The following is a 21,998-nucleotide window of genomic DNA, read 5'->3' as shown; positions in this document are numbered from 1 at the left end:
GCCCGGTAGGCTTTCCGTGTGATCTTCAAGCGCATCGGAAACGGCCGGCCGTACCCCGACCACGGCCGGGAAAGCACCCGGCAGTGGGCGGACGTCGCGCCGCGCCCGGTCCGCCTCGATCAGCTCGTGACGACCAAGGGGCAGCTGGACCTGGAGACCCTCCTCGCCGAGGACTCGACGTTCTACGGCGACCTCTTCGCGCACGTCGTGAAGTGGCAGGGCGATCTGTACCTGGAGGACGGCCTGCACCGCGCGGTGCGGGCGGCGCTCCAGCAGCGCCAGGTGCTGCACGCGCGCGTACTCGAGCTGGACTGACCGACCCCCGCCGGTAACGGTTGGCCCTTTCGGGTCCGGCTGGTCCGTCTCGTCCGGCTGGTCCGTGCGGTCTGTCTGGTCCGTCTGGCCGATGTCGAATGATCATCTAGTAGGCATCGTCGCCCAGGCGCACTACGCTGCGTACATGAGCATGCTGACTCCCCCCGGCATGGGCGGCAAGTACCGCATCACGGGCAACAAGCACCCCCGGATGCGGGGCCCCCGGCGGCATGGGCGGCTTGTCGTCGTGGTCGTCGCCTCCGTAGCCGTGCTCGGCGTGGGCGGCTGGGGCACGCTGCAGCTCATCGACGTCTTCACCGGCGGCGGCAGAAAGGCTTCGGCAGCCGGCAACGGCACGGACTGCGCGCCCAGGACCAAGGCGAGTGCCTCGCCCGTCGCCAAGGCGCTGCCCGAGCCGCGCACGATCACGGTCAACGTCTTCAACGCCACCACCCGCAGCGGCCTGGCGAAGAAGACCGCCGACGAGCTGAAGAAGCGCGGCTTCAAGATCGGCGACGTGGGCAACGCGACCAAGCAGTACGACAAGAAGGTCAAGGGCACCGGCGTGCTGCTCGGCCCCGCCGCCGCCCTCGACACCTCGCTGCCGGTGCTCGGCACGCAGCTCCCGGGCGCCGAACGGCGTACCGAGGCGGCCCGCAAGGGTGCCGCCGTCGATCTCGTCATCGGCGACGGCTTCAAGGAACTGGCGAAGAAGCCCGCCGCCGACCAGGCCCTGGCCAAGCTGACCAGGCCCGAGCCGGCGGTTACCCCGAAGAAGGGCTGCTGAGAGGGTCGGTGCGTGGGCCCCTCGTGGGCCCGGGGGTCTCTTACTCCGCCGCGCCGTACATCCGGTCGCCCGCGTCGCCGAGGCCCGGGACGATGTAGCCGTGCTCGTTCAGGCGCTCGTCGACCGAGGCGGTCACGACCGTCACCGGGGTGCCGGCCAGCTCGCGCTCCATGATCTCGACGCCCTCGGGGGCGGCCAGCAGCACCACGGCGGTCACATCGTCGGCGCCGCGCTTGATCAGCTCCTGGATCGCCGCGACCAGCGTGCCGCCGGTGGCGAGCATCGGGTCCAGCACGTACACCTGGCGTCCCGACAGGTCCTCCGGCATGCGCGTCGCGTACGTGGAGGCCTCGAGCGTCTCCTCGTTGCGGATCATGCCGAGGAAGCCGACCTCGGCGGTCGGCAGCAGCCGGACCATGCCGTCGAGCATGCCGAGCCCGGCCCGCAGGATCGGCACCACCAGGGGGCGCGGGTGGGAGAGCTTGACGCCCGTGGTCGTGGCCACCGGGGTCCGGATGTCGACCTGCTCGGTGCGCACGTCGCGCGTGGCCTCGTAGGCGAGCAGGGTGACCAGCTCGTCGGCGAGACGGCGGAAGGTCGCGGAGTCGGTGCGCTGGTCGCGCAGCGTGGTGAGCTTGTGGGCGACCAGTGGGTGGTCGACGACGTGGAGACGCATGTCCACAACAGTAGCCGGGCCGGGTGAGCCGGGTCGCACGGCGTTGTCGGCGTCAATCGCCCGTCCGGGGGAAGGCGGGGATGGACGAACTGGGGGTGATGAGCCAGATGCCCGACCGGGATTCCCGACAAGAGCTGTCCCCGCGCGCATGGCCCGGGGCGGACCCGGCGGCCGACCGGACGAACGATCCGGACGTGTCCTCCGCCGAGCGCCGCCGACGCCGCGCCCGCTTCCTGCGCGACCTCGCCGAGGCCCGCGAACTGCGCGACCGAGTCCAGCCCCGCCGCGCCAAGACAGCCCGCCTGCGACACGCCATGCGCATGCGCACGTTCCGCTGGTAACACCGGCCCGGTCCCACCGACGGCACCAGCACGCCCGCCATCGCTAGGCCTGCACTCGTCCGACAGTGGGCCCCGGACGGGTGCGTCGGTGACACCCGCACGGCTTCGCCGGTGACACCAGGACCGCACGGGCAGGTCCGTAGGAGCCAGACGGGTCCGCCCGCGTAACGCGCACGCGTTCCACCCGTGGGACCCGCGCGCCTCGGTCGGTGGGACCCGGACGGTTTCGCTGCGAGGACCGCGCACGTCCGACCGCCGTACGGGCATGCATGGGGCCCCGCACGGGTCTGCCCCTGGGCCCAGACACCTCCCCCGCACAGGACCCCGCACACCCACCCGCAGGACCCGGACGCCTTTCACCGGTAGGGCCGGCACACGTTCCGCCGGTGGGGCCCGGGCGCGTTCGTCGCCAGGGACCCGCGCGTCCGACCGTGGGACTTCTGCCGGTAGGAAACGGGTGAGGAAACCGTTGGAGAAGATCACGAACCGCGCGGATATTGTCGCGGTGACCGTGCGTGGAGCAGGGGAAAGCCGCGTACGATCCGCAGGTGGCGGCAACGAGCGTGCGATCAAAACTGCCGGACACAGGGTGCCGAAGACGTCCCCTGAACGCCTTGTTTCTGCCACGATTCCGAGTGGGCGGGGCTCGGACGAGCACTCCCCGCCCTCAACCTCCGCCGGGGGGATCCCCAACCGGCACGCCTATGACCAGTGGGAGAGTCACGGTGTACTTCGCCGCACTGCTCGCGCGCACCGAAGACGGGTGGAAAGCGAGCGACACAGAGCTCGACGATGTGGAAACCCTGTCGGATCTGGCCGACCTGGCCCGTGAATCCTCCCCCGACGAGGACACGGTGCTCGTGCTGATCGAGCAGGAGGACGCCTGGTTCGGCGTCGTCCGCGTGGACGGCGAGGACGACCCTCGCATCTACGTCTCGGACGCCGCCGCCGCTGCCCGCAGCAGCTACGGCGAGATCCTGCTCACCGACGAACTGCTCGGCCGAGAGCCGGGCGCCGACGGCTCCGCCGACCTCGACGCCCTCGACCTCGACGGCACCGAGGACGGTGAACCCGACGAGGACGAGGCCGACGGCGGCGACGGGGCCACCGGCTCCGCGGACGCCGTGCCGCACGGCCCGGTCGGCGACCCCCAGATCCTCGACGACCTCGGCGTCAGCGAGAAGGAGCTGCGCCTGATGTCGACGGAGGCCGTCACCGAGATCGCCGAGTCCCTGGGCGCCTCGGAGACCCTGGAGACCGTCCGCTGACCGGTCCCGTCGGCCCTGGACCGCCGGATCCCGTACGTGACCCCTGGCGGCCCGCGATGCGACTCGCCCTGGACGAGGCCGCCGAGGCCGTCCGGGGCGGGGACGTCCCCGTCGGCGCCGTCGTCCTGGCCCCGGACGGCACGACCGTGCTCGCGGCCGGGCACAACGAACGCGAGTTCGGCGGCGACCCGACGGCCCACGCCGAGGTCCTCGCCCTCCGCCGGGCCGCCGCCGAACTCGGCCGGTGGCGGCTCGACGGCTGCACCCTCGTGGTGACGCTGGAGCCCTGCACGATGTGCGCGGGCGCCATCCAGCAGTCCCGCGTCGACCGTCTCGTCTACGGCGCCCGTGACGAGAAGGCCGGCGCGGCCGGCTCCCTCTGGGATCTGGTCCGCGACCGGCGGCTCAACCACCGGCCCGAAGTGATCGAGGGCGTGCTCGCCGGGGAGTGCGCCGGGCTGCTCACCGAGTTCTTCCGCGGCCGCTGAATACCGATTTCAAAGCACGCCGCACCTTGCTGTAAGGTCTCCCTCGGTAGCGTGTCCGAGCGGCCGAAGGAGCTCGCCTCGAAAGCGAGTGTGGCGCAAGTCACCGAGGGTTCAAATCCCTCCGCTACCGCTTGAGAAGGGCCCCGTCCGAGGACGGGGCCCTTCGTGCGATCTGCCCCTTCGGGTGTTCGGACCTTCGTGCGATCATGTGCGCTGCATGGGACACCAGTGACAGGGGAGGCCGCGATGGCGGTGAACGCGAAGAAGGTCGCCGTCTATGTCGTCGTGGTCTTCGGGCTCTACGTGATCATCACGGATCCGCAGAAGGCCGCCGACTTCGTCCTGATAGGTTTCCAGGGCGTATCGGACGCCGCCAGTGCCCTCGGCGACTTCGCCACCTGGGTCGCCAACGGAGGAAAGTGATGATCCGCCACCTGGTCCTCTTCAAGCTCAACGAGGGCGTCGAGCGCGACGACCCGCGCGTCGTGAAGGGCGTCGAGGCCTTCCGCGCGCTCGACGGCGCGATCCCCGAGCTCCGCTTCTGGGAGCTCGGCTGGAACATCAGCGACCGCCCCATCGCCCACGACTTCGCCATCAACTCGGCCTTCGACGACGCGGACGCGCTGCGCCGGTACGTGGAGCATCCCGACCACCAGGCGGGTGTCGCGCTGTGGCGCGAGTTCGCCACGTGGGTGATCGCGGACTACGAGTTCTGACGCCCGCGACCCGAACGACTTCGAGCCCCCCGTCGCCGCGACGGGGGGCTCTTCCGTTGTTCGAGCGCATGTACGCGGTAATTCATCCCTCAACACGTAGTTATGGGGTGCTTGCACACAGTGCGCATGTGTTGTGATGCTATGACCGCTTTTGATGGAGCGGTTGACGGACGGGTTGACGGATGACGAGGTGGAGTTGACCGTGCTGGCCAGTACTGCGCCTCAGGCACCCTCCTCGGAAGCCTCCCCTGAAGCGACCCCCCAGCGGAGCCGCGGCGCCGACACCCGCGCCCTCACGCAGGTCCTCTTCGGCCAGCTCAAGGAGCTCCAGCCGGGCACGCCGGAGCACGACCGGGTGCGCGGGGCGCTCATCGAGGCCAACCTCCCGCTCGTGCGCTACGCGGCCGCCCGCTTCCGCTCCCGCAACGAGCCGATGGAGGATGTCGTCCAGGTCGGCACCATCGGGCTCATCAACGCCATCGACCGCTTCGACCCGGACCGGGGCGTGCAGTTCCCGACGTTCGCCATGCCGACGGTCGTCGGCGAGATCAAGCGGTACTTCCGCGACAACGTCCGTACGGTCCACGTACCGCGCCGGCTGCACGAGCTGTGGGTGCAGGTCAACAGCGCGACCGAGGACCTGACCACCTCCTTCGGGCGCACGCCGACCACCTCTGAGATCGCCGAGCGGCTGCGCATCACCGAGGACGAGGTGCTGTCCTGCATCGAGGCCGGGCGGTCGTATCACGCGACCTCCCTGGAGGCCGCGCAGGAGGGCGACGGGCTCCCGGGGCTCCTGGACCGGCTCGGCTACGAGGATCCCGCGCTGGACGGCGTGGAGCACCGGGACCTCGTACGGCATCTGCTCGTACAACTGCCCGAAAGAGAGCAGCGGATTCTGCTGCTGCGGTACTACAGCAATCTCACGCAGTCTCAGATCAGCGCGGAGCTCGGCGTCTCACAAATGCATGTCTCGCGGCTACTCGCGCGTAGCTTCCAAAGGTTGCGGTCTGCGAACAGGATCGACGCGTAACCGCAAACAGGAGCGAGAGGTCACCGAAGCGAGGGAATCGCTCATCAGGGCCGTTCCGGGCAGTTGAGGGCCGAAAGACCGTCAGACCCCTTGTTTGCAGGGCTTATTCGCGTCTCAGATGTCGACATGTCACTACAGCGTGTTGCCGACATGTGACATTCTGCGTGAAGCGCGTTTGCCGGGGCTTCGGCTCCGGTATTCAGGTGAAGGCTGCGTTCCTCAGACGGGAGCGTTCGCCGCGACCGTCCCGCGACCCAAAGGGGGTGGCATGTCCGCAGAACAGGGCAGCTCGAAGGTGCTCACGCTCGCGGAGAGCGAGACAGCTCCCCATGCTCTCGACTCACTCGGCCCCATCGATGATGCTCCGGCCGTCCTGGCGGCCGAGCCCGCCCCGGTTGTTCCGACCGCGGGCGCCATCGACACCCGCACCCTGTCCCGCTCCCTGTTCCTGCGGCTGGCCGCGCTCGACGAGGACAGCCCCGAGCGTGCGTACGTCCGTGACACTCTGATCGAGCTCAACCTGCCGCTGGTGCGGTACGCCGCGGCGCGGTTCCGGTCGCGGAACGAGCCGATGGAGGACATCGTCCAGGTCGGCACGATCGGGCTGATCAAGGCGATCGACCGGTTCGACTGCGAACGCGGGGTGGAGTTCCCGACGTTCGCGATGCCGACGGTGGTCGGGGAGATCAAGCGGTTCTTCCGCGATACGTCGTGGTCGGTGCGGGTGCCTCGGCGCCTGCAGGAGCTGCGGCTCGCGCTGACCAAGGCCAGTGACGAGCTCTCGCAGAAGCTGGACCGGTCTCCCACGGTCGCCGAACTCGCGGCCGTGCTCGGGGTGTCCGAGGAGGACGTCGTCGACGGGCTGGCGGTGGGGAACGCGTACACGGCGTCCTCGCTGGACTCGCCGGCGCCGGAGGACGACGGCGGCGAGGGGTCGCTGGCGGACCGGCTGGGGTACGAGGACACCGCGCTGGAGGGCGTGGAGTACCGCGAGTCCCTGAAGCCGCTGCTGGCGAAGCTGCCGCCTCGGGAGCGGCGGATCATCATGCTGCGGTTCTTCGCGAACATGACGCAGTCGCAGATCGGCGAGGAGGTCGGCATCTCGCAGATGCACGTCTCCCGCCTGCTGACGCGGACGCTGTCACAGCTGCGGGAAGGCCTGATCTCGGACTGACGCCGCGAGGCGGCCCCACGGCTCTGGCCGTGGCGCCGCCCACGGCTCGTCGTGAGACCCGCCTACGGCTCGTCATGGGCTGCCTGCGCCTCGTCGTGGGGCACCTGCGACTTCGCCGCGACCCCGGCCGCGGGCCTTCGTCCATGAGGGCGCTGCGACTTCATCGCGAGCCCGGCTGTGGCTTCGCCGTAGGGCGCCTGCCGCTTCGTCGTGGGGCACCTGCGGGTCGTCGTGGGGCACCTGCGACTTCGCCGCGACCCCGGCCGCGGGCCTTCGTCCATGAGGGCGCTGCGACTTCATCGCGAGCCCGGCTGTGGCTTCGCCGTAGGGCGCCTGCCGCTTCGTCGTGGGGCACCTGCCACTTCGTCGCCACCCCCGGCTGCGGTCCATCGTGTGGTGCTGCGGCTTTACCTCGCCCTGGCGCTGCGGCTTCATCGCGAGCCCGCCTGCGGCTTCGCCGTAGGGCGCCTGCCGCTTCGTCCTGCGTGCGCCTGCCGCTTCGTCGTGGGTCGGGGCCGCGTCGGGGGGTGTCCGTCCTCGGAACGGCGCGATGGGGTCGGGTACCGACTCGCTGTTCGTTGACGCGCCAACCGCTGCGGGCGGACACCCCCCGACACGTCCCCTTCCGTGCGTGCGCGGGTGCGGGCACGCCTCGGCTGAGCCCGCCTGTGGTCGCGGCGAGCCGCCGTAGCCGCCTCCGGTTGTCGCCCGGCGCCGCTGCGAGCCGCCGCAGGCTGACGCAGGCCGCCGCTGCGGGCATGCGTGCCGCTAAGGGCGGCACGGGTGGGCGCAGCGGCACCCCGTTCCGCCGGGTTGCGAACCCACCCGGCAGCGGTACCGACGCCGGGTACCTCGCGACGCCGAGTTGTGCACCCACCCGGCCCTGACCCAACGCCAGGGCGGACGTCGCGCGCTACGCCAGCGCCAGCCAAGCCACCGCCGCGACGATCGCTACGGCGACGACGACGCCGAGGATGAGGCCGATGCGCGGGCCGCCGCCGGCGGATGTCGCCGCGGCCTGCCGCCCCTGCGGCGCCTCGTCGACGAACGCGCGGAACATCTGGGTGTTGCCGGCAGGGTCGTGATTGCCCTGGGGGGCCTGGTTGTTAGCCATGGCCCGAGACCCTAGCGAAAACGCCGGGGCTCCCCAAGTGGGGGTTGCCCTTCCGTTTGCCCCGGGACGACCGGTACCACCACCCTCGCCACCAGCACATTTACTGACGCAATACTTGCCTTTGCCAAGTTTTGGCGTCGCATTCACCTCCTTTATTTGCCTTCAGCAACCAACAGCTCCTATGGTTGCCCTAAGCAACGAAAGCGGGAGGTGTCATGGCCGAGAGGGCGCAGTACGAAGAGCTGGTCCGCCAGTTCAGTGCCTTCGGTGCCGTGAAGCGGGAGCTCGGACGGATCATGCCGGCCGAATGCCCCGGCGGGTCGGCGGCCGTGCTGACCCTGCTGGGCCGCCACGGAGACATGCGCATGAGCAAGCTCGCCGAGCTGCTCGCCGTGGACATGTCGGTCACCAGTCGCCATGTCGCGCACGTCGTGGACCGGGGCTGGATCGAACGCTCCCCCGACCCCGCGGACAAGCGCTCACGCATCCTGCGCCTCACCCCCGCCGGCGACGCCCAGCTCGACGAGCTGTCCCGGCGGACCACCGAGGTGCTCGAAGAGCGTCTGAGCGACTGGTCCGACGAGGACGTCCGCCGGCTCACGCAGCTGATGGCACGGCTGCGGGAGAGCTTCGACTGCCGGCCCGCGCCCCGGGCGGCACCACCCGCCGTCGCACAGACCACCCGTACACCCGCAAGCACGTAAGAAAAGGAAGCCCATGGCAACGACCACACCAGCCGGTGTGCGGGCTCATGCCAAGCACGGGGGAGGCTCGCACAGTCCCTCCGGCGACGGCGCTCCGATGACGCACCGGCAGATCATGGAGGCCCTCACCGGCCTTCTGCTCGGCATGTTCGTCGCGATCCTGTCGTCGACGATCGTCTCCAACGCCCTGCCCCGGATCATCGGCGACCTCGGTGGCGGCCAGAGCGCCTACACCTGGGTCGTGACCGCGTCCCTGCTGACGATGACCGCGTCCACCCCGCTGTGGGGCAAGCTCGCCGACCTGTTCTCCAAGAAGCTGCTGATCCAGCTCGCGCTGGTCATCTTCGTGCTGGGGTCGGCGGCGGCCGGTATGTCGCAGAACCCCGGCATGCTCATCACGTTCCGCGCGGTCCAGGGCATCGGCATGGGCGGTCTGTCCGCGCTGGCCCAGATCATCATGGCGGCGATGATCTCCCCGCGTGAGCGCGGCCGCTACAACGGCTACCTGGGCGCCGTCTTCGCGACGGCCATGGTCGGCGGTCCGCTGGTCGGCGGTGTCATCACCGACACCGACTGGCTCGGCTGGCGCTGGTGCTTCTACGTCGGCGTGCCCTTCGCGGTGATCGCCCTGATCGTGCTGCAGAAGACCCTGCACCTGCCCGTGGTGAAGCGGAAGGTCAAGGTCGACTGGGCCGGGGCGTTCTTCATCAGCGCGGCCGTCTGCCTGCTGCTGGTCTGGGTGACCTTCGCCGGTGACAAGTACGACTGGGTGTCGTGGCAGACCTATGCGATGGTCGGTGGCTCGGTCGTGCTGCTGGCGGTGTTCGTCCTCGTCGAGGCGAAGGCGAGCGAGCCGATCATTCCGCTGCGGCTGTTCCGCAACCGCACCATCACGCTGGCCTCCGTCGCCTCCCTGTTCGTCGGTGTCGCGATGTTCTCGGGGACCGTGTTCTTCAGCCAGTACTTCCAGCTGGCGCGGGACAAGTCGCCGACGATGTCCGGGGTCATGACCATTCCGATGATCGCGGGGCTGTTCGTCTCCTCGACCGTCTCCGGCCAGGTCATCACCCGCACCGGGCGCTGGAAGGCGTGGCTGGTCGCCGGTGGTGTGCTGGTGACGGCGGGCCTCGGCCTGCTGAGCACGATCCGGTACGACACCGAGTACTGGCACATCGCGATCTTCATGGCGCTGCTGGGTCTCGGCATCGGCATGATGATGCAGAACCTGGTGCTCTGCACGCAGAACCAGGTGGAGCCGAGCGACCTGGGTGCCGCCAGCTCCACGGTGACCTTCTTCCGGTCCCTGGGCGGTGCCGTGGGAGTCTCGGCGCTCGGCGCGGTCCTCGGCAACAAGATCACCGACTACGTCAAGGACGGCCTCGCCGACCTCGGCCCCAAGGGCGCGGCCCTCGGCCACGCCGGCACGGGCGGGGGCGGCATCCCCGACCTCGACGCGATGCCCGCGCCGCTGCGCACCGTCGTGGAGAGCGCCTACGGCCATGGTGTCGCGGACGTGTTCCTCTACTCGGCCCCGATGGCGCTGCTCGCGCTGCTGGTGGCGCTGTTCATCAAGGAGGTCCCGTTGAAGACGAAGGGCGCGCTGGCGCAGGCCGCCGAGCCGGAGACCCGGACGCCTGCGGAGGCTGTGGCTCCCGCCGCGGAGAAGGCCGTGCCGAGCTGGGCCGTGGCGGAGAACGAGGCCGTCGACGGGAGCGGGACCGGAACCGAGGGCACGCAGCGGCTTGGCGCCGTCGCCACGGCGGTCCGTTCGGAGGAGGCCTCCGGTGGCGCTCCCGGCGTCCCCGTTCGCGGATTCGTCCGCGGCGCCGAGTCCGCGCCCGTGCCGCAGGCCGCCGTCACGCTGATCTCGCTGGCCGGGCGTCAGCTGGGCCGGTCCGTGGCGCAGGCCGACGGCTCGTACGCGGTGGACGCCCCGGGCTCCGGTTCGTACGTCCTGATCGCCTCCGCCGACGGCTTCCAGCCGCAGGCGTCCACGGTCGTGGTGAACGGCGAGCCGGTCGCCTACGACATCCTGCTCAGCGGCACCAGCGGGCTGACCGGTCTGGTGCGGGCCGCCGAGAACGGGCAGCCGGTCAAGGACGCGATGGTCATCGTGACCGATGTGCGCGGCGACCTGCTGGCCACCGGGACCACCGGTGAGCAGGGCGACTTCACCTTCGCCGAGCTGGTGCCGGGGGCGGTGACCGTCGCGGTGAACGCCGCCGGGTTCCGGCCGCGGGCCCTGCCCGTCGAGGTGGGCGGCACGGGCGTCACCAGGGTCGAGATAGACCTGGATTCGGGCGCCCGCGTCCAGGGTGTCGTGCGGGCTCCGCACGGCCCGCTGGCCGACGCCCGGGTGACGCTGGTCGACCAGGCGGGCAATGTCGTCGGCTCGGCCACGACCGGCACGGACGGGGCGTACGCCTTCACCGACCTGGACGGCGGCGAGTACACCGTCATCGCCACGGGCTACCCGCCGGTGGCCACCGCCCTGACGGTCACGGGCACCGGCGCCGACGGCCACGACATCGAACTCGCCCACCCCGGCGAGTAACAGGGACCCCGGCCCGTGGCGGTGGGGCGCGCTCTGAGCGGAGGTGCGCCCCCTGTCGCGGGCCGGTTTCTTTCTGAGGAGTAGTTGAGATGGGACTGACCGCGAGGATCCGTACCCGGGACGGTTGGGCCGTGTCGCACGCGGTCGTCACGGTGGCGGACATGAGGGGCGCGCAGGTGCTGCGTGCCGAGGCCGACGCCGAGGGCGCCGTAAGGGACACGACGCCGATGGAGGCGGGGGCGTACACCGTCATCGTCACGGCCGTCGGGTACGCGCCCGCGGCCTCCAGTGTGATCGTGACCGCGAGCGGGCGGGCCGAGGTCGGCACGGTGACGCTGGCGCGGCAGGGCGGCACCGAACTGCCGCCGCCCGGCCCGTGGACCGTCGACCCGGTGCACTCCAGCGTGGCCGCCGTGGCACAGCACCTGGGCATCTCCAGCGTGCACGGCCGGTTCACGGAGTTCTCCGGCTCGATCGAGATCGCCCCGGACGACGTCACCAAGTCCCGTGTGGAGGCGGTGATCCGGGCCGCGTCCGTCGACACCGGCAACGGCATGCGCGACGGGCATCTGAAGTCGCCGGACTTCCTGGATGTGGAGCGGTTCCCCGAGATCACCTACCGGTCGACCGGGCTGACGGCGGCCGGTTCCGACCGGTGGACGGTCCACGGCGAGCTGGGCATGCACGGGGTCGTACGGCCGGTCGACCTCGATCTGGCCTACCTCGGCACGGGCCCGGACCCGTGGGGCGGCACCCGCGCGGCGTTCCGCGCCACGACCGAACTGCACCGCGAGGACTTCGCGATGAACTACAACCAGGTGCTCCAGGCGGGCATCGCCGCCATCGGCACGACGCTCAAGGTCGAGCTGGACATCCAGGCCGTGCAGGGCGAGTCACTTCCGGCGGTCTGAGGCCGGTCCGGACGGCCGGGACACGCGCGCCACCAACTGGTCGCACAGGTCGCGGAGTTTGACGTTCCGGTCCTGCGAGACCCGGCGCAGCCGCTCCAGCGCGATGCGCGCGTCGATCCGCTCCCGGGCCATGAGGATGCCGATCGCCTGGTCGATGACGCTGCGGGAGAGCAGCGCGGTGCGTACGTCGGCGGCGGACTGGCGCCCGCGTTCGATGCGCAGGGCCACGTCGATCGCGTCCCCGGCCCGGCCGGCGAAGGCCCGGGCCGCCTCCCGGCTCGCGCACAGTGCCCCGGGCTCCTCGCCGTAGAAGTTGAGCGCCGCGCCCGTCTCGTCCTCGATGTCGATGGGCACGGCCAGCACGCATCCGACGCCTACGGAGAGCGCGTACCGCGTGTACGGCGGCCAGCGGGACTCGGTCGTCAGATCGGGCGCGTACTGTTCGTCGCCGGTCTCGGCGGCGTCGACGCAGGGGCCCGAACCGTTCTCGTACTGGCGCAGGTCCAGGCCGCTGGGCAGGCCGTCGCTGCCGGCCAGGGTGAGCAGCCGCCCGGCCCGGCGCACCGTGATGCTGCACGCGGCGGCGCCGGGCACCTCCCGCACCGCACGGTCGGTCAGATCGTGCAGCAGGGTGTCGAGACCACTGCTGCGCACCATCGCCTGGTCCAGCGTCTCGGACGTCTCGGAACTCATGACCGTACGTGTATCCCGTCGTCCCGCGCCCACGCCCCCGACGTAGCCGGGCGCAGTCAGGTGCTGTTGTGCGTGCCGACGACGCGGCGGGCGATGTCGCGCAGTTTCACGTTCTCCCGCTGGGAGGCCCGCACCAGGCTCTCGAAGGCCGCGGCCGCGTCGATGCCCTGGCGCTCCATGAGGATGCCGGTGGCCTGGCCTATCAGGTCCCGGGTGTGCATGGCCTCGGTGAGCTGCTCGCGCACGGTCGCGGAGTCCAGGGCGATGCTGACGTGCGCGGTGAACAGCCGGCCGATGCGCGTCGCGTCCTCGTCGAAGACGCCGGGCTTGCGCGCGTAGGCCGTGAGCACGGTCAGCCGGCGGCGGTCGGCGCGCAGCCGCAGCGACAGCGCCGAGCGCAGGCCCAGGGCGGACAGCACGTCCCAGCCGTCGTCCGCTTCGCTGTCCCCTGTCCGCGCCACCGGGCTGTTCCACAACCGCTCCCAGTGCCCGTGCTGTTCGCGGCCGGTGTGCCGGGCCTCGGCGGAGCGCACGACCTCGTCGGTCCAGGCGAGCGTACGGAGCCGGCTGCCGCGCTCGAGCTCGGAGACGCCGGCGTGCTCGGCCCCGGGCATGAGGTGCACGGCCAGCTGAACGGCTGTGCGCAGGGTGTTGTGGGGAGTGAGCGTCTCGTGCAGTTGCTGAGACGCCACCGTCAGGGCTTCGGCCAGCTCGGAGCCAACCGGAAAACGGGGCAAATCAGGAAACTCGGACGCAGCCACCACGAACCTCTTCGGCATGCACGGCCATGGCCGTGCGCAGGAGAGCTCCGCAGCACATTCCCGACTGCGAGCACAGGACGGACAGCACTCTAGCTGCTCGGTTGCGTCCAGGTGACGTCCGGCCGACGGCCGCGACAGGCGCTTCCGCAGCCGCGCCCCGGCGTGGTGGAATGGGCCCAAGGGTCAGGAAGCGGCCTTACCGGAATCCGGACGAACGTCTGCCAGGTGAGTGCTGTGACTTTCATCCCGAATCCCACCGAACCTCGGGACCTGCCCGGCCGTGTCTACCTCACGATGCCCGCGGAGATCGACTTCTGCAACGCCGCGGAGCTGCTGCCGCTGATCATGTCCGCGGCCCGGGACCGGGGCGACCGGCTGGAACTGCTCGTCCTCGACCTCTCCTGCACGTCCTTCATGGACTCCCAGGGCGTCCGCCTCATCAACGACATCCGCCACCGGCTGCGCCCCGAGGCCCGGGTGCGTCTGGTGGCCCGACCCGACGGCGTCACGAGCAGCGTCCTGGAGCTGACCGGACTGCGCCGGGACGTCCCCGTGTACGACAACCTCGCCGAGGCCCTGGCGTCGTAGGCTGCCGCCCATGGCACCGAACATCGCGACGAACACCCGTGTCTCCCTCGACGAGTTGCTCGACTTCGTACGGCCCCGGCACCACGCGATCCTGCTGACCCGGCGGGCCGACGAAGGCCCCCAGGGCTCGCCTCTGACCTGCGGTGTCGACGACTCCGGCCGGATCGTGGTCTCCACGTACCCGGAGCGGGCCAAGACCCGCAACGCCAAGCGGGACCCGCGCGTGAGCCTGATCGTCCTGAGCGACGACTGGAACGGCCCGTGGGTCCAGGTCGACGGCACCGCCGAGGTCGTCGACACCCCCGACTCCATCGAGCCGCTGGTGGAGTACTACCGGAACATCGCCGGTGAGCACCCTGACTGGGACGAGTACCGCGCGGCCATGGCCAAGCAGGGCAAGTCGATCATCCGGATCACGCCGGAGCGGTGGGGGCCGGTGGCGACCGGTGGGTTCCCGGCGCGGCTGGTGGAGGGCGACTAGACGATCGCCGAGCTCGAGATGATCGTCGGCTTCGACGACGACCTGGCCGGCGAGGCCACCCGGGTCGCCAACCGCCGCTCCCTCGCGCGCTGAGCCGGACGCCGGTCAGGGCCGGGTGCCAGGTAGCGACGTCCTTGTCGATGTACTCGACCAAGCGCAGGACCTCGGCGTGAGCCTCGGACAGGGTGAGCCGACGAGCCCGGCCGCGGCGGGGACAGTACGCGTACACACCAAGCGGCCGCTGTCTCGGGAAGGACCCAGCCCGCCTACAGAGGGTGACCCTCAGGCGGTGCCCTTTATCCAGTCATCGCAGTAACGGAGCTTTCCGTGATGGCCCTTCTCGCTGCACGCGCGGAAATAGACGACCTGGCCTTCCCGGTAGTTCTCGTCGGGAGCGACAGGCCAATCCTGGCCGCTCCAATGCACGGTCTCGACCTCACCGCCCTTCTTCTTGTACTGAAGCGCGACCCCTATCCCCTCCGGAACCAAGTCCTTGAGCTGATACCAGTCGCCGTAACTGTGGAAGGTCGCCTTGGCAGTGGTCGTCGTGTTGTACGAGGTGTACACCTTGTGACCAGCCGCGCTCGCGGGCGCGGACGCGAGCGCAGCGCCCGTGGCCCCTATGGCCACCGCCGCGACGACATTTCGCAGAGCTGTACGCACGTCAGAACCTCCAATGGTTATCGATCTTGAACCCTAGAGAGGCCGAGGAACGTACGTGGCGGCCTTCACGACTCATCCCGCACACGGTCAACCCGCCTACGCAAGGTGACTCCTTGATCGAGCGGAAGCACGGTTGACGCATACAGCGCCGTTGGTCAGAGCCTGCTGACCAACGGCGCTGCTTCCGTGGTGCTGCTGCCACGAAACGGTGGCCCGAAAGTGGCGGCGAACCGCTACTGGGAGTGTGCGTGTCGTCCCTCGCACAACCCCGTCTGAACGGCGGCTTTCATGTCGTCGTCCTGCGCGTCCGTTCCACCCGGGTCGACGTTCGTCATGACAGCCGTCTGCCTGCCGTCGGCTGTGGCGCCGCCCGCGGTCTGGTAGCCGAAGACGTCGCCGCCGTGGCCCCAGTAGAGGCCGCCGCAGGGCAGCGGCCTGCTCTCCAGGCCCAGGCCGTATGCACGACCGTCGTCACTGCCGGTCGACCGGGTCTTCATCATCGCCTTGAGCTGGGCCGGGCGCAGCAGCTTGCCGCGAACGAGGGCCCCCAGGAAGCGGTTGAGGTCGGTGCCGCTGGAGATCATTTCGCCGGACGCGCCCGCGAGGGAGGGGTTGAACGCGGTGATGTCCATGAGCGGCGCGTCCTCGCCTGGGCGTACGTACCCGCGCGGATGCGGTCCGGGGATCGACGTGGCATCGCCCGGCACGGACGTATCGTGCAGCCCGAGCGGCTCGATGATGCGCCGACGGATCTCGTCGCCGTACGAGTGTCCGGTCACCTTCTCGATGAGCATGCCCGCCAGCAGGTAGTTGGTGTTGGAGTAGTGCCACTCGGAGCCGGGCTTCGCACCGGGCTTCTCAAAGGTCGGCGGGTGGGCGAGCGCGAGGTTGACCAGGTCGCGGGTGTCGTGGTGGGCCAGCGGGTCCTTGAGGATGTCCTGCGGGTTGACGTAGTCGAGGTACTCGGGCAGGCCGCTGGTCTGCTGGAGGAGCATACGGACCGTGATCATCCGGCCGTCGTTTCCGTGGCCGCGCACGACGCCGGGCAGGTAGCGCTCCACCGGGGCGTCGAGATCGACGAGGTGCTCTCCCACCAGACGGAGCACGACTGTGGCCACGAAGGGCTTGGTCATGCTGCCGATCCGGAACCTGCTGTCGCCGCGCACCGGAGCCTGGCTGTCCACGTCCGCGACGCCGCTGGTCAGCACCGCGCTGCCGCCTCTGTCCCGCGTCGCGACGAGTGCTCCGGGCGCACCGTCTGCGGTGGTCAACCGGTGCATGAGTGCGCGCAGTTGCGTGCCGTCGGCAGTGTGGGTGGAATGTGCGTTGGTGGTATTGGCCGTGGTCGCCGCGGTGGCGGTGTTGCCCGGCAGGCTGCCTCCCAGCACACTGACTGCCACGGCCAGCGTGAGTGCCCCACCCAGTGCACGCTTGTGCTTGATCACGTGTCCATCCTCCGTCGTCGTGGCAAAGCCGCTGCTGCGGAGGGCTTTTCAAACCCCGCCCTCTCCTCGCCAGCTCACGATGCCCGAGCGGTGCCGGCCGATGCGATGGGGCGATCATCCGGAACGGCAGTGGGGATAACCCCCGGTGAGGATCGATGACCGAGCCTGCAGCACACCATTCCCGAACGCCGTGACCAGCAGGCCCACCGCCAACGCCGTGGCAGTATCGGCGGCAGGCCCCTGCCTCGGTCCGGACGCCGTGCCGGCGCGGGAGGCGGTTTTGCGGGGGGCCACGCCTTCCTCCCTTCCGCCGGGCTGGAGGCGTCCGCGTCAGTCCGCGAACTGCTACGGGAGAGGGGACGAACCTCCTGGCCACAAGGTTGAAGACTCACGGATGCCCAGAGCAACCCACGGGATGTCGCACAGCCCATGCGAGCGAACCGGTGTGCTGACGGCCGCCCGGCGGATCCGTACGAGCCTCAGGACATGCTGCCCCGACACACCGTTCCCGGAGCCGGGGTACGGCCCGTGCGTAGGTAGTGGTCGACCGTCTCCGTGACGCAGCGGTTCTGCGGGTACGTGCCGTGGCCCTCCTCCTCAGCCGTCAGGAGGACGCCGACGCCGTCGCCCAGGGCGCGGGCCATGTGGCGGGCACCGGGGTAGGGGGTGGTCGGGTCGCCGGTGCCGCCGACCACTAGGACGGGAGCCGCGCTGTCGGCGTTCACCTGGAGCGTGGTGCGCTCGCCGTCGAACGGCCAGTCGTAGCAGCGGTAGACGCCGGTGGACCAGGCCGCGCCGAAGACGGGTGAGGCGGCTTTGATGCGGGCCTCGTCCCGGTCGAGGCGTTCGAAGCCGGGGCGCAGGCTGGAGTCCGCGCAGGTGATCGCGGTCTGGGCGGCGCGGCTGTTGTCGCGCGGGGTCGCCGCGCGGTCGGCGGATCCGATGTGGTCCGCGCCTTCGCTCAGCGGACGGCCGTCGTTGTGGTCGATCAGCGCGGTGAGGGCCTTGGCGAGCGGCGCCCAGCCGTCCGTGCCGAGGTCGAGATGGCCGCTGACGGCGTACGCGAGGTGGTCCGCGTCGAGGTTCCTTCCGGCGCCGGCCGGGGCGGGCTTCTTCTCCAGGCGGTCGGCCAGGCGCGCCATGCGCCGCGCGGCCTCCTCGGGCCCGTCGCCGGTCGGGCAGTGGCGGATACGGGCCGCGCAGTGCGCGGCGAACCGGTCGAACGCTGCCTGGACCGCCTTGACCTGCGACACCTGCCCCTCGTCGAGGTCCTCGGTCGGATCGACGGACGCTTCGAGGACGAGCCGTCCGACGTGCGACGGGTGCAGGTGGGCGTAGACCGCGCCGAGCGCCGTTCCGTACGAGACGCCGAAGTAGTGCAGCCGCTCGTCGCCGAGGAGGTAGCGCATCAGGTCGAGGTCGCGCGCGGTGTGCGAGGTACCGATGTACGGGAGGAGCGCCCCGGAGTGCTCGGCGCAGGCGTCGGCCCCGTCGTAGCCGGTGTCGTCCGCGGTCTTCCCGCAGCGCACGGGGATGGTCGCGCCGACGCCGCGCGGGTCGAAGGAGACCAGGTCGTAGCGGTCGAGGAGCGGCTCGTACTGGTTGAGGTGTTCGGGCAGTCCGGACACGCCGGGGCCGCCGAAGTTGAGGACGAGCGAGCCGATGCGCCGGGCGTTCGGGCCGGTGGCCTTGCGGCGGATCAGGGCGACGTCGATCGTCCTGCCGTCCGGCTTCCGGTAGTCCAGGGGGGGGCCTTCATGGTGGCGCAGTCGTAGCCCGTGCGCGCGGTGGGCGGCGAGGTGCAGCGGGACCAGTGGAGGTGCTGGCCCGTGGTGAGCGCGGTGGGCAGACCGGCGGGCGGGTTGTTCGCGGTGAACTCCGTACGCGGCTCCGCACTCCGGCCGGGAGCGTCGTGCTGGAGCCAGGCGCCGACGGCCCCGATCGCGGCGAGGACGACCCCGGCGTTGATGCACGCGCCGGCCGAGAGGCCCGGTCTGCGGCTTCGTAACGGACGTGCGTCACTCATCGAATCCCCGCGCTCCCGCCCCTGGACGCCCGCCCCGTGCGCACATGCCCGTACGCGTGATCGTCCGATCATCGAATGCGTGCAGGATACAAGCCGCCTCCGACAGCACGGCCGGGCGCCCGGCATGCGATGTCCCACGGCCGGTCAGCCGGTGGCGGACGGGGACGCGGCTCGACCACCGGTGATCCAACGGGTCCAACCGGGGCTGACGTGTAGTTACCGGATCGCCGTCGAGGCCGCCGCTGACGAGGCGCACTGGGTGGAGCAGTACCGGGCGGGCACATTCGCCTCAGGGGCGGGAAACAGGGTGGCCCCGCATACGCAGAGGCCGCCGGCCAGCTTCTGGATATGGGCCGCGGCGGACCTGGCCCTCGTCTTCAGCAGAAGGTGCTCATTGTCGATCGCGTGCCGGACGGCCATGGGTTCTGCTTCGTTGAGGTAGATGTCGTCGATCAGATTCGGCTCCCCGTAGCAGCCCTCGACCAGTTGAGCGGCGACCCGGGAGAACGCTCCCTGGGAGACAGCGGCAGCGATCAGCGCGTAGCCCTGGTTCCCCACGTGCGCGGCGGCCGGTGTGCTCTCGAACTCCTGCCGCCGGTCGTTCCCCCACGCCCAAGCCATCTCGGCGAGTTCCTTCCCGGAGCGCTCGGCGAGATGCCGGCGCCCGCAGTACGGGATCAAGGCATCGGCCACCGGGAGGTGCCCACACCCCGGGACGCGGCACAGCTCGGCGACCCAGTTGTCCTGCGACAGCAGGAGCTCGAAGCGGCGATCGCCGCACGCCACCACCACGGCGCGGAAGCTGTCGCACGACTCCACCGTCATCTCGGCGGACAGCCCCTAGGGGTTCGCTAGGAGTTCGCTTCGCGGGCGACCATCGCTTCGATGCCCGCGATCAGCAGCTCCAGCGCGTACTCGAAGTCCCGTTCCAGCATCTCGGCGACCGTGTCGCCGCCGCGGGCCGCCATCATCTCCTGGGAGTCCCGGATGAGATCGGCGGCCTGGGAGGACTCGGTCGCCATGCTCATGGCTTCCTGGAAGTACTCGTCCAGGGTCATGCCCGCGGCCGCGGCCCGGGTGGAGAGATGGCCCTCGAGCGTGCCGTACCCGTAGACGAACTGGAAGACCGCCGAGATCGTGCTCGTCAGCCGGTTCGCGGGCAGCCCGGCCCTGCGGACCACGCGCTGCACGGCACTCGAGTACGCCACGTTGTTGGGACCGAGGTTGAGGTAGGTGCCGACGAGCTGCGACACCCAGGGGTGGCGCACCAGCAGGCCGCGGTACTCGCGGGCCAGCGCCCCCACCTGGTCGCGCCAGTCCTCGTCGGCTTCCGCCTCGGGCAGCCGCATCTCGCCCATGACCTCGTCCAGGGCGAGTTCGAGGAGGTCGTCCTTGGTGTCGACGTACCAGTAGACGGACATCGCGGTGACGTTCAGCTCGCCGGCCAGCCGCCGCATCGAGAACTTCGCCAGCCCCTCGGCATCCAGCAGCCGCACGGTGACCTCGATGATGCGCGCCCGGTCCAGCCCCGAGGGCTGTCCACCACCGCGTCGCCGCTGCGCCTTGCCGTCCAGCCAGACGCTGCTCCGCCCGGCTTTGTCGGCCGCTTTCGCCATGGCGCACCTTCTCTCACTTCCAACGCCGATCATGCTAATCGGCGCCGTCTTTCACCCATCGGCCCGTGCTCCTACGCGGACTCTGCCCGCTCTGCCCGCCGCAACAACGCCGCCGCGACCAAACCACCCAGCAGAACGGCCACCGCCCCCACCAGCTGACTGCTCTCCAGTCCGGAGGCGAACGCGTCGGAGATCCGCGCCTTCTCCTCCGCCGAGTCCGCCGACGCCAGCGCCGCGGGCAACGACGCCGCGGACACGGCGACCAGGGACGCGAACCTCGAGTTGAGCACGGCACCGAGGACGGCGACACCAAGACCGTTGCCGAACTCCGCGAGCGTCCCGTTGATCCCCGCTCCCACACCGGCCTTCTCGGGCGGAATCGCACTCATGATCGCGTTGGCCATGGCCGGCATGGACAGCGCCACACCCGCGCCCATGACGATCAGACCGAGCAGCATCCCGCCGTACCCGTGCCCGCCGAACAGCGCGATCGCCGCCAGCCCCGCGGACACCAGGGTCATGCCGAGCGCGATGGCCGCCGGCGTACCGGCCTTGAGCACCAGCTTCGCCCCGACCCCGGTGAAGTTGAGCGCGACGACGGTCAGCGCCAGCGGCGCGGTCCGCAGCCCGGCGTCCAGCGGCTCGTAGCCGAGGACGAACTGGAGGTGCTGGGTGAGCAGGAACAGCGACCCCGTCATGCCGAACGCCACGAGGATCGTGCCCGCGACCGCGCCCACGAACTTCTGGTTGCGGAAGAAGTGCATGTCGAGCATGGGGTTGTCGATGCGCAGCTCCCACATGGCGAAGAGACCGAGTACGGCCAGGCCGAGCAGCGCGGAGACCAGCACCTGGCCGGACGTCCAGCCGTGCTCGGGCCCGGTGATGATCGCGTACACGCACGCCGTCATGCCGATGGTCGACAGCACCGCGCCGACCAGGTCGGGCCGGTCGCCCGTCGTCTGCTTGGACTCCGGGACGAGCGCGGCGACCGCGACCAGGCCGAGCACGGCGACCGGGATGTTGATCAGGAAGATGGCGCCCCACCAGAAGTGGTTCAGCATCACACCGCCGATCAGCGGCCCGGCCGCGAACCCGAGCGAACTGACCGTCGACCAGAGCGCGATGGCCTTCACCCGCTCCTTGTCGTCGAAGATCTGCACGACGACGGCGAGGATCGTGGTCATCAGCAAGGCGCCGCCGACGCCCATGCCCGCACGGGCCGCGATCAACTGGGCCGGGCTCTGGGAGAGGCCGGCCGCAAGCGAGCCCACGCCGAATATCGCCAGGCCCGCCATCAGCAGCAGCTTGCGGCCGTAGCGGTCGGCAGCGTTGCCCGCGGTGAGCAGCAGGCCGGACTGGACCAGCGCGTACGCGTTCATCATCCACTGGACGTCGGCGGTCGTCGCGTCCATCTCGCGGGTGAGCGAGGGGATCGCCACGTTCAGGATCGTGTTGTCGAGCAGCACGGTGAGCTGCGCGAGGCAGACGACACCGAGGATCAGCCAGCGTTGGGGGTGGCCGCCGGAAGCCGTCTGAGGTGGGGCCTGTTCCTGTGGGGACGTCGTCATGCTGTACACCGTAGAACAGTTCCCATACGGCGTACAACAGAGATACGGCGAGGGGCGGTGGCACTCGGCCACCGCC

General features: G+C 70.4%; 25 protein-coding genes and 1 tRNA gene. 15 read left to right on the top strand and 11 right to left on the bottom strand.

Annotated elements, in window-relative coordinates; all coding sequences use genetic code 11:
* Positions 1-18: 18 nt before the first annotated feature.
* On the top strand, positions 19-315 hold the full coding sequence (locus ACFT4A_RS25465) for a type II toxin-antitoxin system VapB family antitoxin (RefSeq protein ID WP_003999914.1): 297 nt from the start codon (positions 19-21) through the stop codon (positions 313-315).
* A 169-nt stretch (positions 316-484) separates the two neighbouring features.
* Entirely contained in the window at positions 485-1,102 is a 618-nt protein-coding gene (locus ACFT4A_RS25460; RefSeq protein ID WP_382834012.1) for a LytR C-terminal domain-containing protein, read from the top strand.
* A 40-nt stretch (positions 1,103-1,142) separates the two neighbouring features.
* Here ACFT4A_RS25460 and upp read toward each other — a convergent pair whose 3' ends face one another.
* Positions 1,143-1,778, bottom strand: a complete 636-nt coding sequence (gene upp, locus ACFT4A_RS25455; protein WP_189727300.1) for a uracil phosphoribosyltransferase — start codon at positions 1,776-1,778, stop codon at positions 1,143-1,145.
* 107 nt (positions 1,779-1,885) lie between these two features.
* On the opposite strand from upp, the gene ACFT4A_RS25450 reads away from it, so the two are divergent.
* The 8 genes from ACFT4A_RS25450 (at position 1,886) to ACFT4A_RS25415 (ending at position 6,798) form a co-directional block, all read left to right on the top strand.
* Positions 1,886-2,119: a hypothetical protein gene (locus ACFT4A_RS25450; RefSeq protein ID WP_382834009.1), complete on the top strand. Its 234-nt coding sequence runs from the start codon at positions 1,886-1,888 to the stop codon at positions 2,117-2,119.
* Between the two features lie 725 nt (positions 2,120-2,844).
* Entirely contained in the window at positions 2,845-3,387 is a 543-nt protein-coding gene (locus ACFT4A_RS25445) for a hypothetical protein (protein WP_382834006.1), read from the top strand.
* Between the two features lie 56 nt (positions 3,388-3,443).
* Positions 3,444-3,875: a tRNA adenosine(34) deaminase TadA gene (gene tadA, locus ACFT4A_RS25440; protein ID WP_382833821.1), complete on the top strand. Its 432-nt coding sequence runs from the start codon at positions 3,444-3,446 to the stop codon at positions 3,873-3,875.
* A gap of 45 nt (positions 3,876-3,920) precedes the next feature.
* Positions 3,921-4,005 (top strand) — tRNA-Ser (locus tag ACFT4A_RS25435).
* Between the two features lie 116 nt (positions 4,006-4,121).
* Positions 4,122-4,298: a hypothetical protein gene (locus tag ACFT4A_RS25430; RefSeq protein WP_382833818.1), complete on the top strand. Its 177-nt coding sequence runs from the start codon at positions 4,122-4,124 to the stop codon at positions 4,296-4,298.
* Positions 4,298-4,591 carry a Dabb family protein gene (locus tag ACFT4A_RS25425; RefSeq protein ID WP_382833816.1) on the top strand — a complete coding sequence of 98 codons (294 nt, stop codon included), beginning with the start codon at positions 4,298-4,300 and terminating at the stop codon, positions 4,589-4,591. Before ACFT4A_RS25430 ends, ACFT4A_RS25425 begins: the two co-directional genes overlap by 1 nt.
* 154 nt (positions 4,592-4,745) lie before the next feature.
* Positions 4,746-5,624, top strand: a complete 879-nt coding sequence (locus ACFT4A_RS25420) for an RNA polymerase sigma factor SigF (protein ID WP_382833814.1) — start codon at positions 4,746-4,748, stop codon at positions 5,622-5,624.
* 268 nt (positions 5,625-5,892) lie between these two features.
* Positions 5,893-6,798, top strand: coding sequence for an RNA polymerase sigma factor SigF (locus ACFT4A_RS25415; protein WP_382833811.1), 906 nt, complete (start codon positions 5,893-5,895; stop codon positions 6,796-6,798).
* Between the two features lie 913 nt (positions 6,799-7,711).
* Here ACFT4A_RS25415 and ACFT4A_RS25410 read toward each other — a convergent pair.
* Positions 7,712-7,912 (bottom strand): hypothetical protein, encoded by a 201-nt coding sequence (locus ACFT4A_RS25410; protein ID WP_382833808.1) that lies wholly within the window; start codon positions 7,910-7,912, stop codon positions 7,712-7,714.
* A gap of 215 nt (positions 7,913-8,127) precedes the next feature.
* Between ACFT4A_RS25410 and ACFT4A_RS25405 the strand changes: the two genes are divergently transcribed.
* The 3 genes from ACFT4A_RS25405 to ACFT4A_RS25395 all read left to right on the top strand — a co-directional run bounded on the left by ACFT4A_RS25405 (position 8,128) and on the right by ACFT4A_RS25395 (position 12,081).
* Complete coding sequence (locus ACFT4A_RS25405) at positions 8,128-8,616, top strand: MarR family winged helix-turn-helix transcriptional regulator (protein WP_382833805.1); 489 nt, start codon at positions 8,128-8,130, stop codon at positions 8,614-8,616.
* A gap of 13 nt (positions 8,617-8,629) precedes the next feature.
* The gene (locus ACFT4A_RS25400) at positions 8,630-11,170 is read left to right on the top strand and encodes an MFS transporter (protein ID WP_382833802.1); all 2,541 of its coding nucleotides are present in this window, start codon (positions 8,630-8,632) and stop codon (positions 11,168-11,170) included.
* Between the two features lie 89 nt (positions 11,171-11,259).
* Complete coding sequence (locus tag ACFT4A_RS25395; RefSeq protein WP_382833800.1) at positions 11,260-12,081, top strand: YceI family protein; 822 nt, start codon at positions 11,260-11,262, stop codon at positions 12,079-12,081.
* Here the strand turns inward: ACFT4A_RS25395 and ACFT4A_RS25390 are convergent.
* Positions 12,064-12,774: an ANTAR domain-containing protein gene (locus ACFT4A_RS25390; protein ID WP_382833797.1), complete on the bottom strand. Its 711-nt coding sequence runs from the start codon at positions 12,772-12,774 to the stop codon at positions 12,064-12,066. The genes ACFT4A_RS25395 and ACFT4A_RS25390 overlap by 18 nt on opposite strands.
* Positions 12,775-12,830: 56 nt before the next feature.
* A complete protein-coding gene (locus ACFT4A_RS25385; protein ID WP_382833794.1) occupies positions 12,831-13,553 on the bottom strand; it encodes an ANTAR domain-containing protein in 723 nt (240 codons plus the stop codon).
* 216 nt (positions 13,554-13,769) lie between these two features.
* On the opposite strand from ACFT4A_RS25385, the gene ACFT4A_RS25380 reads away from it, so the two are divergent.
* Both ACFT4A_RS25380 and ACFT4A_RS25375 read left to right on the top strand, forming a co-directional pair.
* Entirely contained in the window at positions 13,770-14,123 is a 354-nt protein-coding gene (locus ACFT4A_RS25380) for an STAS domain-containing protein (RefSeq protein ID WP_382834004.1), read from the top strand.
* A gap of 10 nt (positions 14,124-14,133) precedes the next feature.
* Positions 14,134-14,604 carry a PPOX class F420-dependent oxidoreductase gene (locus ACFT4A_RS25375; RefSeq protein WP_215120417.1) on the top strand — a complete coding sequence of 157 codons (471 nt, stop codon included), beginning with the start codon at positions 14,134-14,136 and terminating at the stop codon, positions 14,602-14,604.
* A 282-nt stretch (positions 14,605-14,886) separates the two neighbouring features.
* Here the strand turns inward: ACFT4A_RS25375 and ACFT4A_RS25370 are convergent, their stop codons facing one another.
* The 7 genes from ACFT4A_RS25370 to ACFT4A_RS25340 form a co-directional block, all read right to left on the bottom strand.
* Positions 14,887-15,267 (bottom strand): hypothetical protein, encoded by a 381-nt coding sequence (locus ACFT4A_RS25370; protein WP_382833791.1) that lies wholly within the window; start codon positions 15,265-15,267, stop codon positions 14,887-14,889.
* A 233-nt stretch (positions 15,268-15,500) separates the two neighbouring features.
* Positions 15,501-16,712, bottom strand: a complete 1,212-nt coding sequence (locus tag ACFT4A_RS25365; protein WP_382833788.1) for a serine hydrolase domain-containing protein — start codon at positions 16,710-16,712, stop codon at positions 15,501-15,503.
* Positions 16,713-17,191: 479 nt separating this feature from the next.
* Positions 17,192-18,340 carry an alpha/beta hydrolase gene (locus ACFT4A_RS25360; RefSeq protein ID WP_382833785.1) on the bottom strand — a complete coding sequence of 383 codons (1,149 nt, stop codon included), beginning with the start codon at positions 18,338-18,340 and terminating at the stop codon, positions 17,192-17,194.
* A 71-nt stretch (positions 18,341-18,411) separates the two neighbouring features.
* Positions 18,412-18,738 (bottom strand): hypothetical protein, encoded by a 327-nt coding sequence (locus ACFT4A_RS25355; RefSeq protein WP_382833782.1) that lies wholly within the window; start codon positions 18,736-18,738, stop codon positions 18,412-18,414.
* A 216-nt stretch (positions 18,739-18,954) separates the two neighbouring features.
* Positions 18,955-19,563 (bottom strand): hypothetical protein, encoded by a 609-nt coding sequence (locus ACFT4A_RS25350; RefSeq protein WP_382833781.1) that lies wholly within the window; start codon positions 19,561-19,563, stop codon positions 18,955-18,957.
* Positions 19,564-19,589: 26 nt separating this feature from the next.
* Positions 19,590-20,354: a TetR/AcrR family transcriptional regulator gene (locus tag ACFT4A_RS25345; RefSeq protein ID WP_382833779.1), complete on the bottom strand. Its 765-nt coding sequence runs from the start codon at positions 20,352-20,354 to the stop codon at positions 19,590-19,592.
* A 71-nt stretch (positions 20,355-20,425) separates the two neighbouring features.
* On the bottom strand, positions 20,426-21,922 hold the full coding sequence (locus ACFT4A_RS25340) for an MFS transporter (protein WP_382833775.1): 1,497 nt from the start codon (positions 21,920-21,922) through the stop codon (positions 20,426-20,428).
* Positions 21,923-21,998 lie beyond the last annotated feature (76 nt).

The sequence above is a fragment of the Streptomyces sp. NPDC057099 genome (assembly GCF_042671245.1).
Classification (GTDB): domain Bacteria; phylum Actinomycetota; class Actinomycetes; order Streptomycetales; family Streptomycetaceae; genus Streptomyces; species Streptomyces purpurascens.
Note: the sequence above shows the minus strand (reverse complement) of the source record. Positions and strands in the feature narration are given on the sequence as shown.

Coding starts and splice junctions, on each gene's coding strand:
- ACFT4A_RS25425 (WP_382833816.1), top strand. CDS start 4,298: ATGATCCGCCACCTGGTCCTCTTCAAGCTCAACGAGGGCGTCGAGCGC.
- ACFT4A_RS25355 (WP_382833782.1), bottom strand. CDS start 18,738: ATGAGTGACGCACGTCCGTTACGAAGCCGCAGACCGGGCCTCTCGGCC.
- ACFT4A_RS25430 (WP_382833818.1), top strand. CDS start 4,122: ATGGCGGTGAACGCGAAGAAGGTCGCCGTCTATGTCGTCGTGGTCTTC.
- ACFT4A_RS25345 (WP_382833779.1), bottom strand. CDS start 20,354: ATGGCGAAAGCGGCCGACAAAGCCGGGCGGAGCAGCGTCTGGCTGGAC.
- ACFT4A_RS25450 (WP_382834009.1), top strand. CDS start 1,886: ATGCCCGACCGGGATTCCCGACAAGAGCTGTCCCCGCGCGCATGGCCC.
- tadA (WP_382833821.1), top strand. CDS start 3,444: ATGCGACTCGCCCTGGACGAGGCCGCCGAGGCCGTCCGGGGCGGGGAC.
- ACFT4A_RS25410 (WP_382833808.1), bottom strand. CDS start 7,912: ATGGCTAACAACCAGGCCCCCCAGGGCAATCACGACCCTGCCGGCAAC.
- upp (WP_189727300.1), bottom strand. CDS start 1,778: ATGCGTCTCCACGTCGTCGACCACCCACTGGTCGCCCACAAGCTCACC.
- ACFT4A_RS25340 (WP_382833775.1), bottom strand. CDS start 21,922: ATGACGACGTCCCCACAGGAACAGGCCCCACCTCAGACGGCTTCCGGC.
- ACFT4A_RS25400 (WP_382833802.1), top strand. CDS start 8,630: ATGGCAACGACCACACCAGCCGGTGTGCGGGCTCATGCCAAGCACGGG.
- ACFT4A_RS25350 (WP_382833781.1), bottom strand. CDS start 19,563: ATGACGGTGGAGTCGTGCGACAGCTTCCGCGCCGTGGTGGTGGCGTGC.
- ACFT4A_RS25395 (WP_382833800.1), top strand. CDS start 11,260: ATGGGACTGACCGCGAGGATCCGTACCCGGGACGGTTGGGCCGTGTCG.
- ACFT4A_RS25375 (WP_215120417.1), top strand. CDS start 14,134: ATGGCACCGAACATCGCGACGAACACCCGTGTCTCCCTCGACGAGTTG.
- ACFT4A_RS25460 (WP_382834012.1), top strand. CDS start 485: ATGGGCGGCAAGTACCGCATCACGGGCAACAAGCACCCCCGGATGCGG.
- ACFT4A_RS25420 (WP_382833814.1), top strand. CDS start 4,746: ATGGAGCGGTTGACGGACGGGTTGACGGATGACGAGGTGGAGTTGACC.
- ACFT4A_RS25415 (WP_382833811.1), top strand. CDS start 5,893: ATGTCCGCAGAACAGGGCAGCTCGAAGGTGCTCACGCTCGCGGAGAGC.
- ACFT4A_RS25390 (WP_382833797.1), bottom strand. CDS start 12,774: ATGAGTTCCGAGACGTCCGAGACGCTGGACCAGGCGATGGTGCGCAGC.
- ACFT4A_RS25405 (WP_382833805.1), top strand. CDS start 8,128: ATGGCCGAGAGGGCGCAGTACGAAGAGCTGGTCCGCCAGTTCAGTGCC.
- ACFT4A_RS25385 (WP_382833794.1), bottom strand. CDS start 13,553: ATGCCGAAGAGGTTCGTGGTGGCTGCGTCCGAGTTTCCTGATTTGCCC.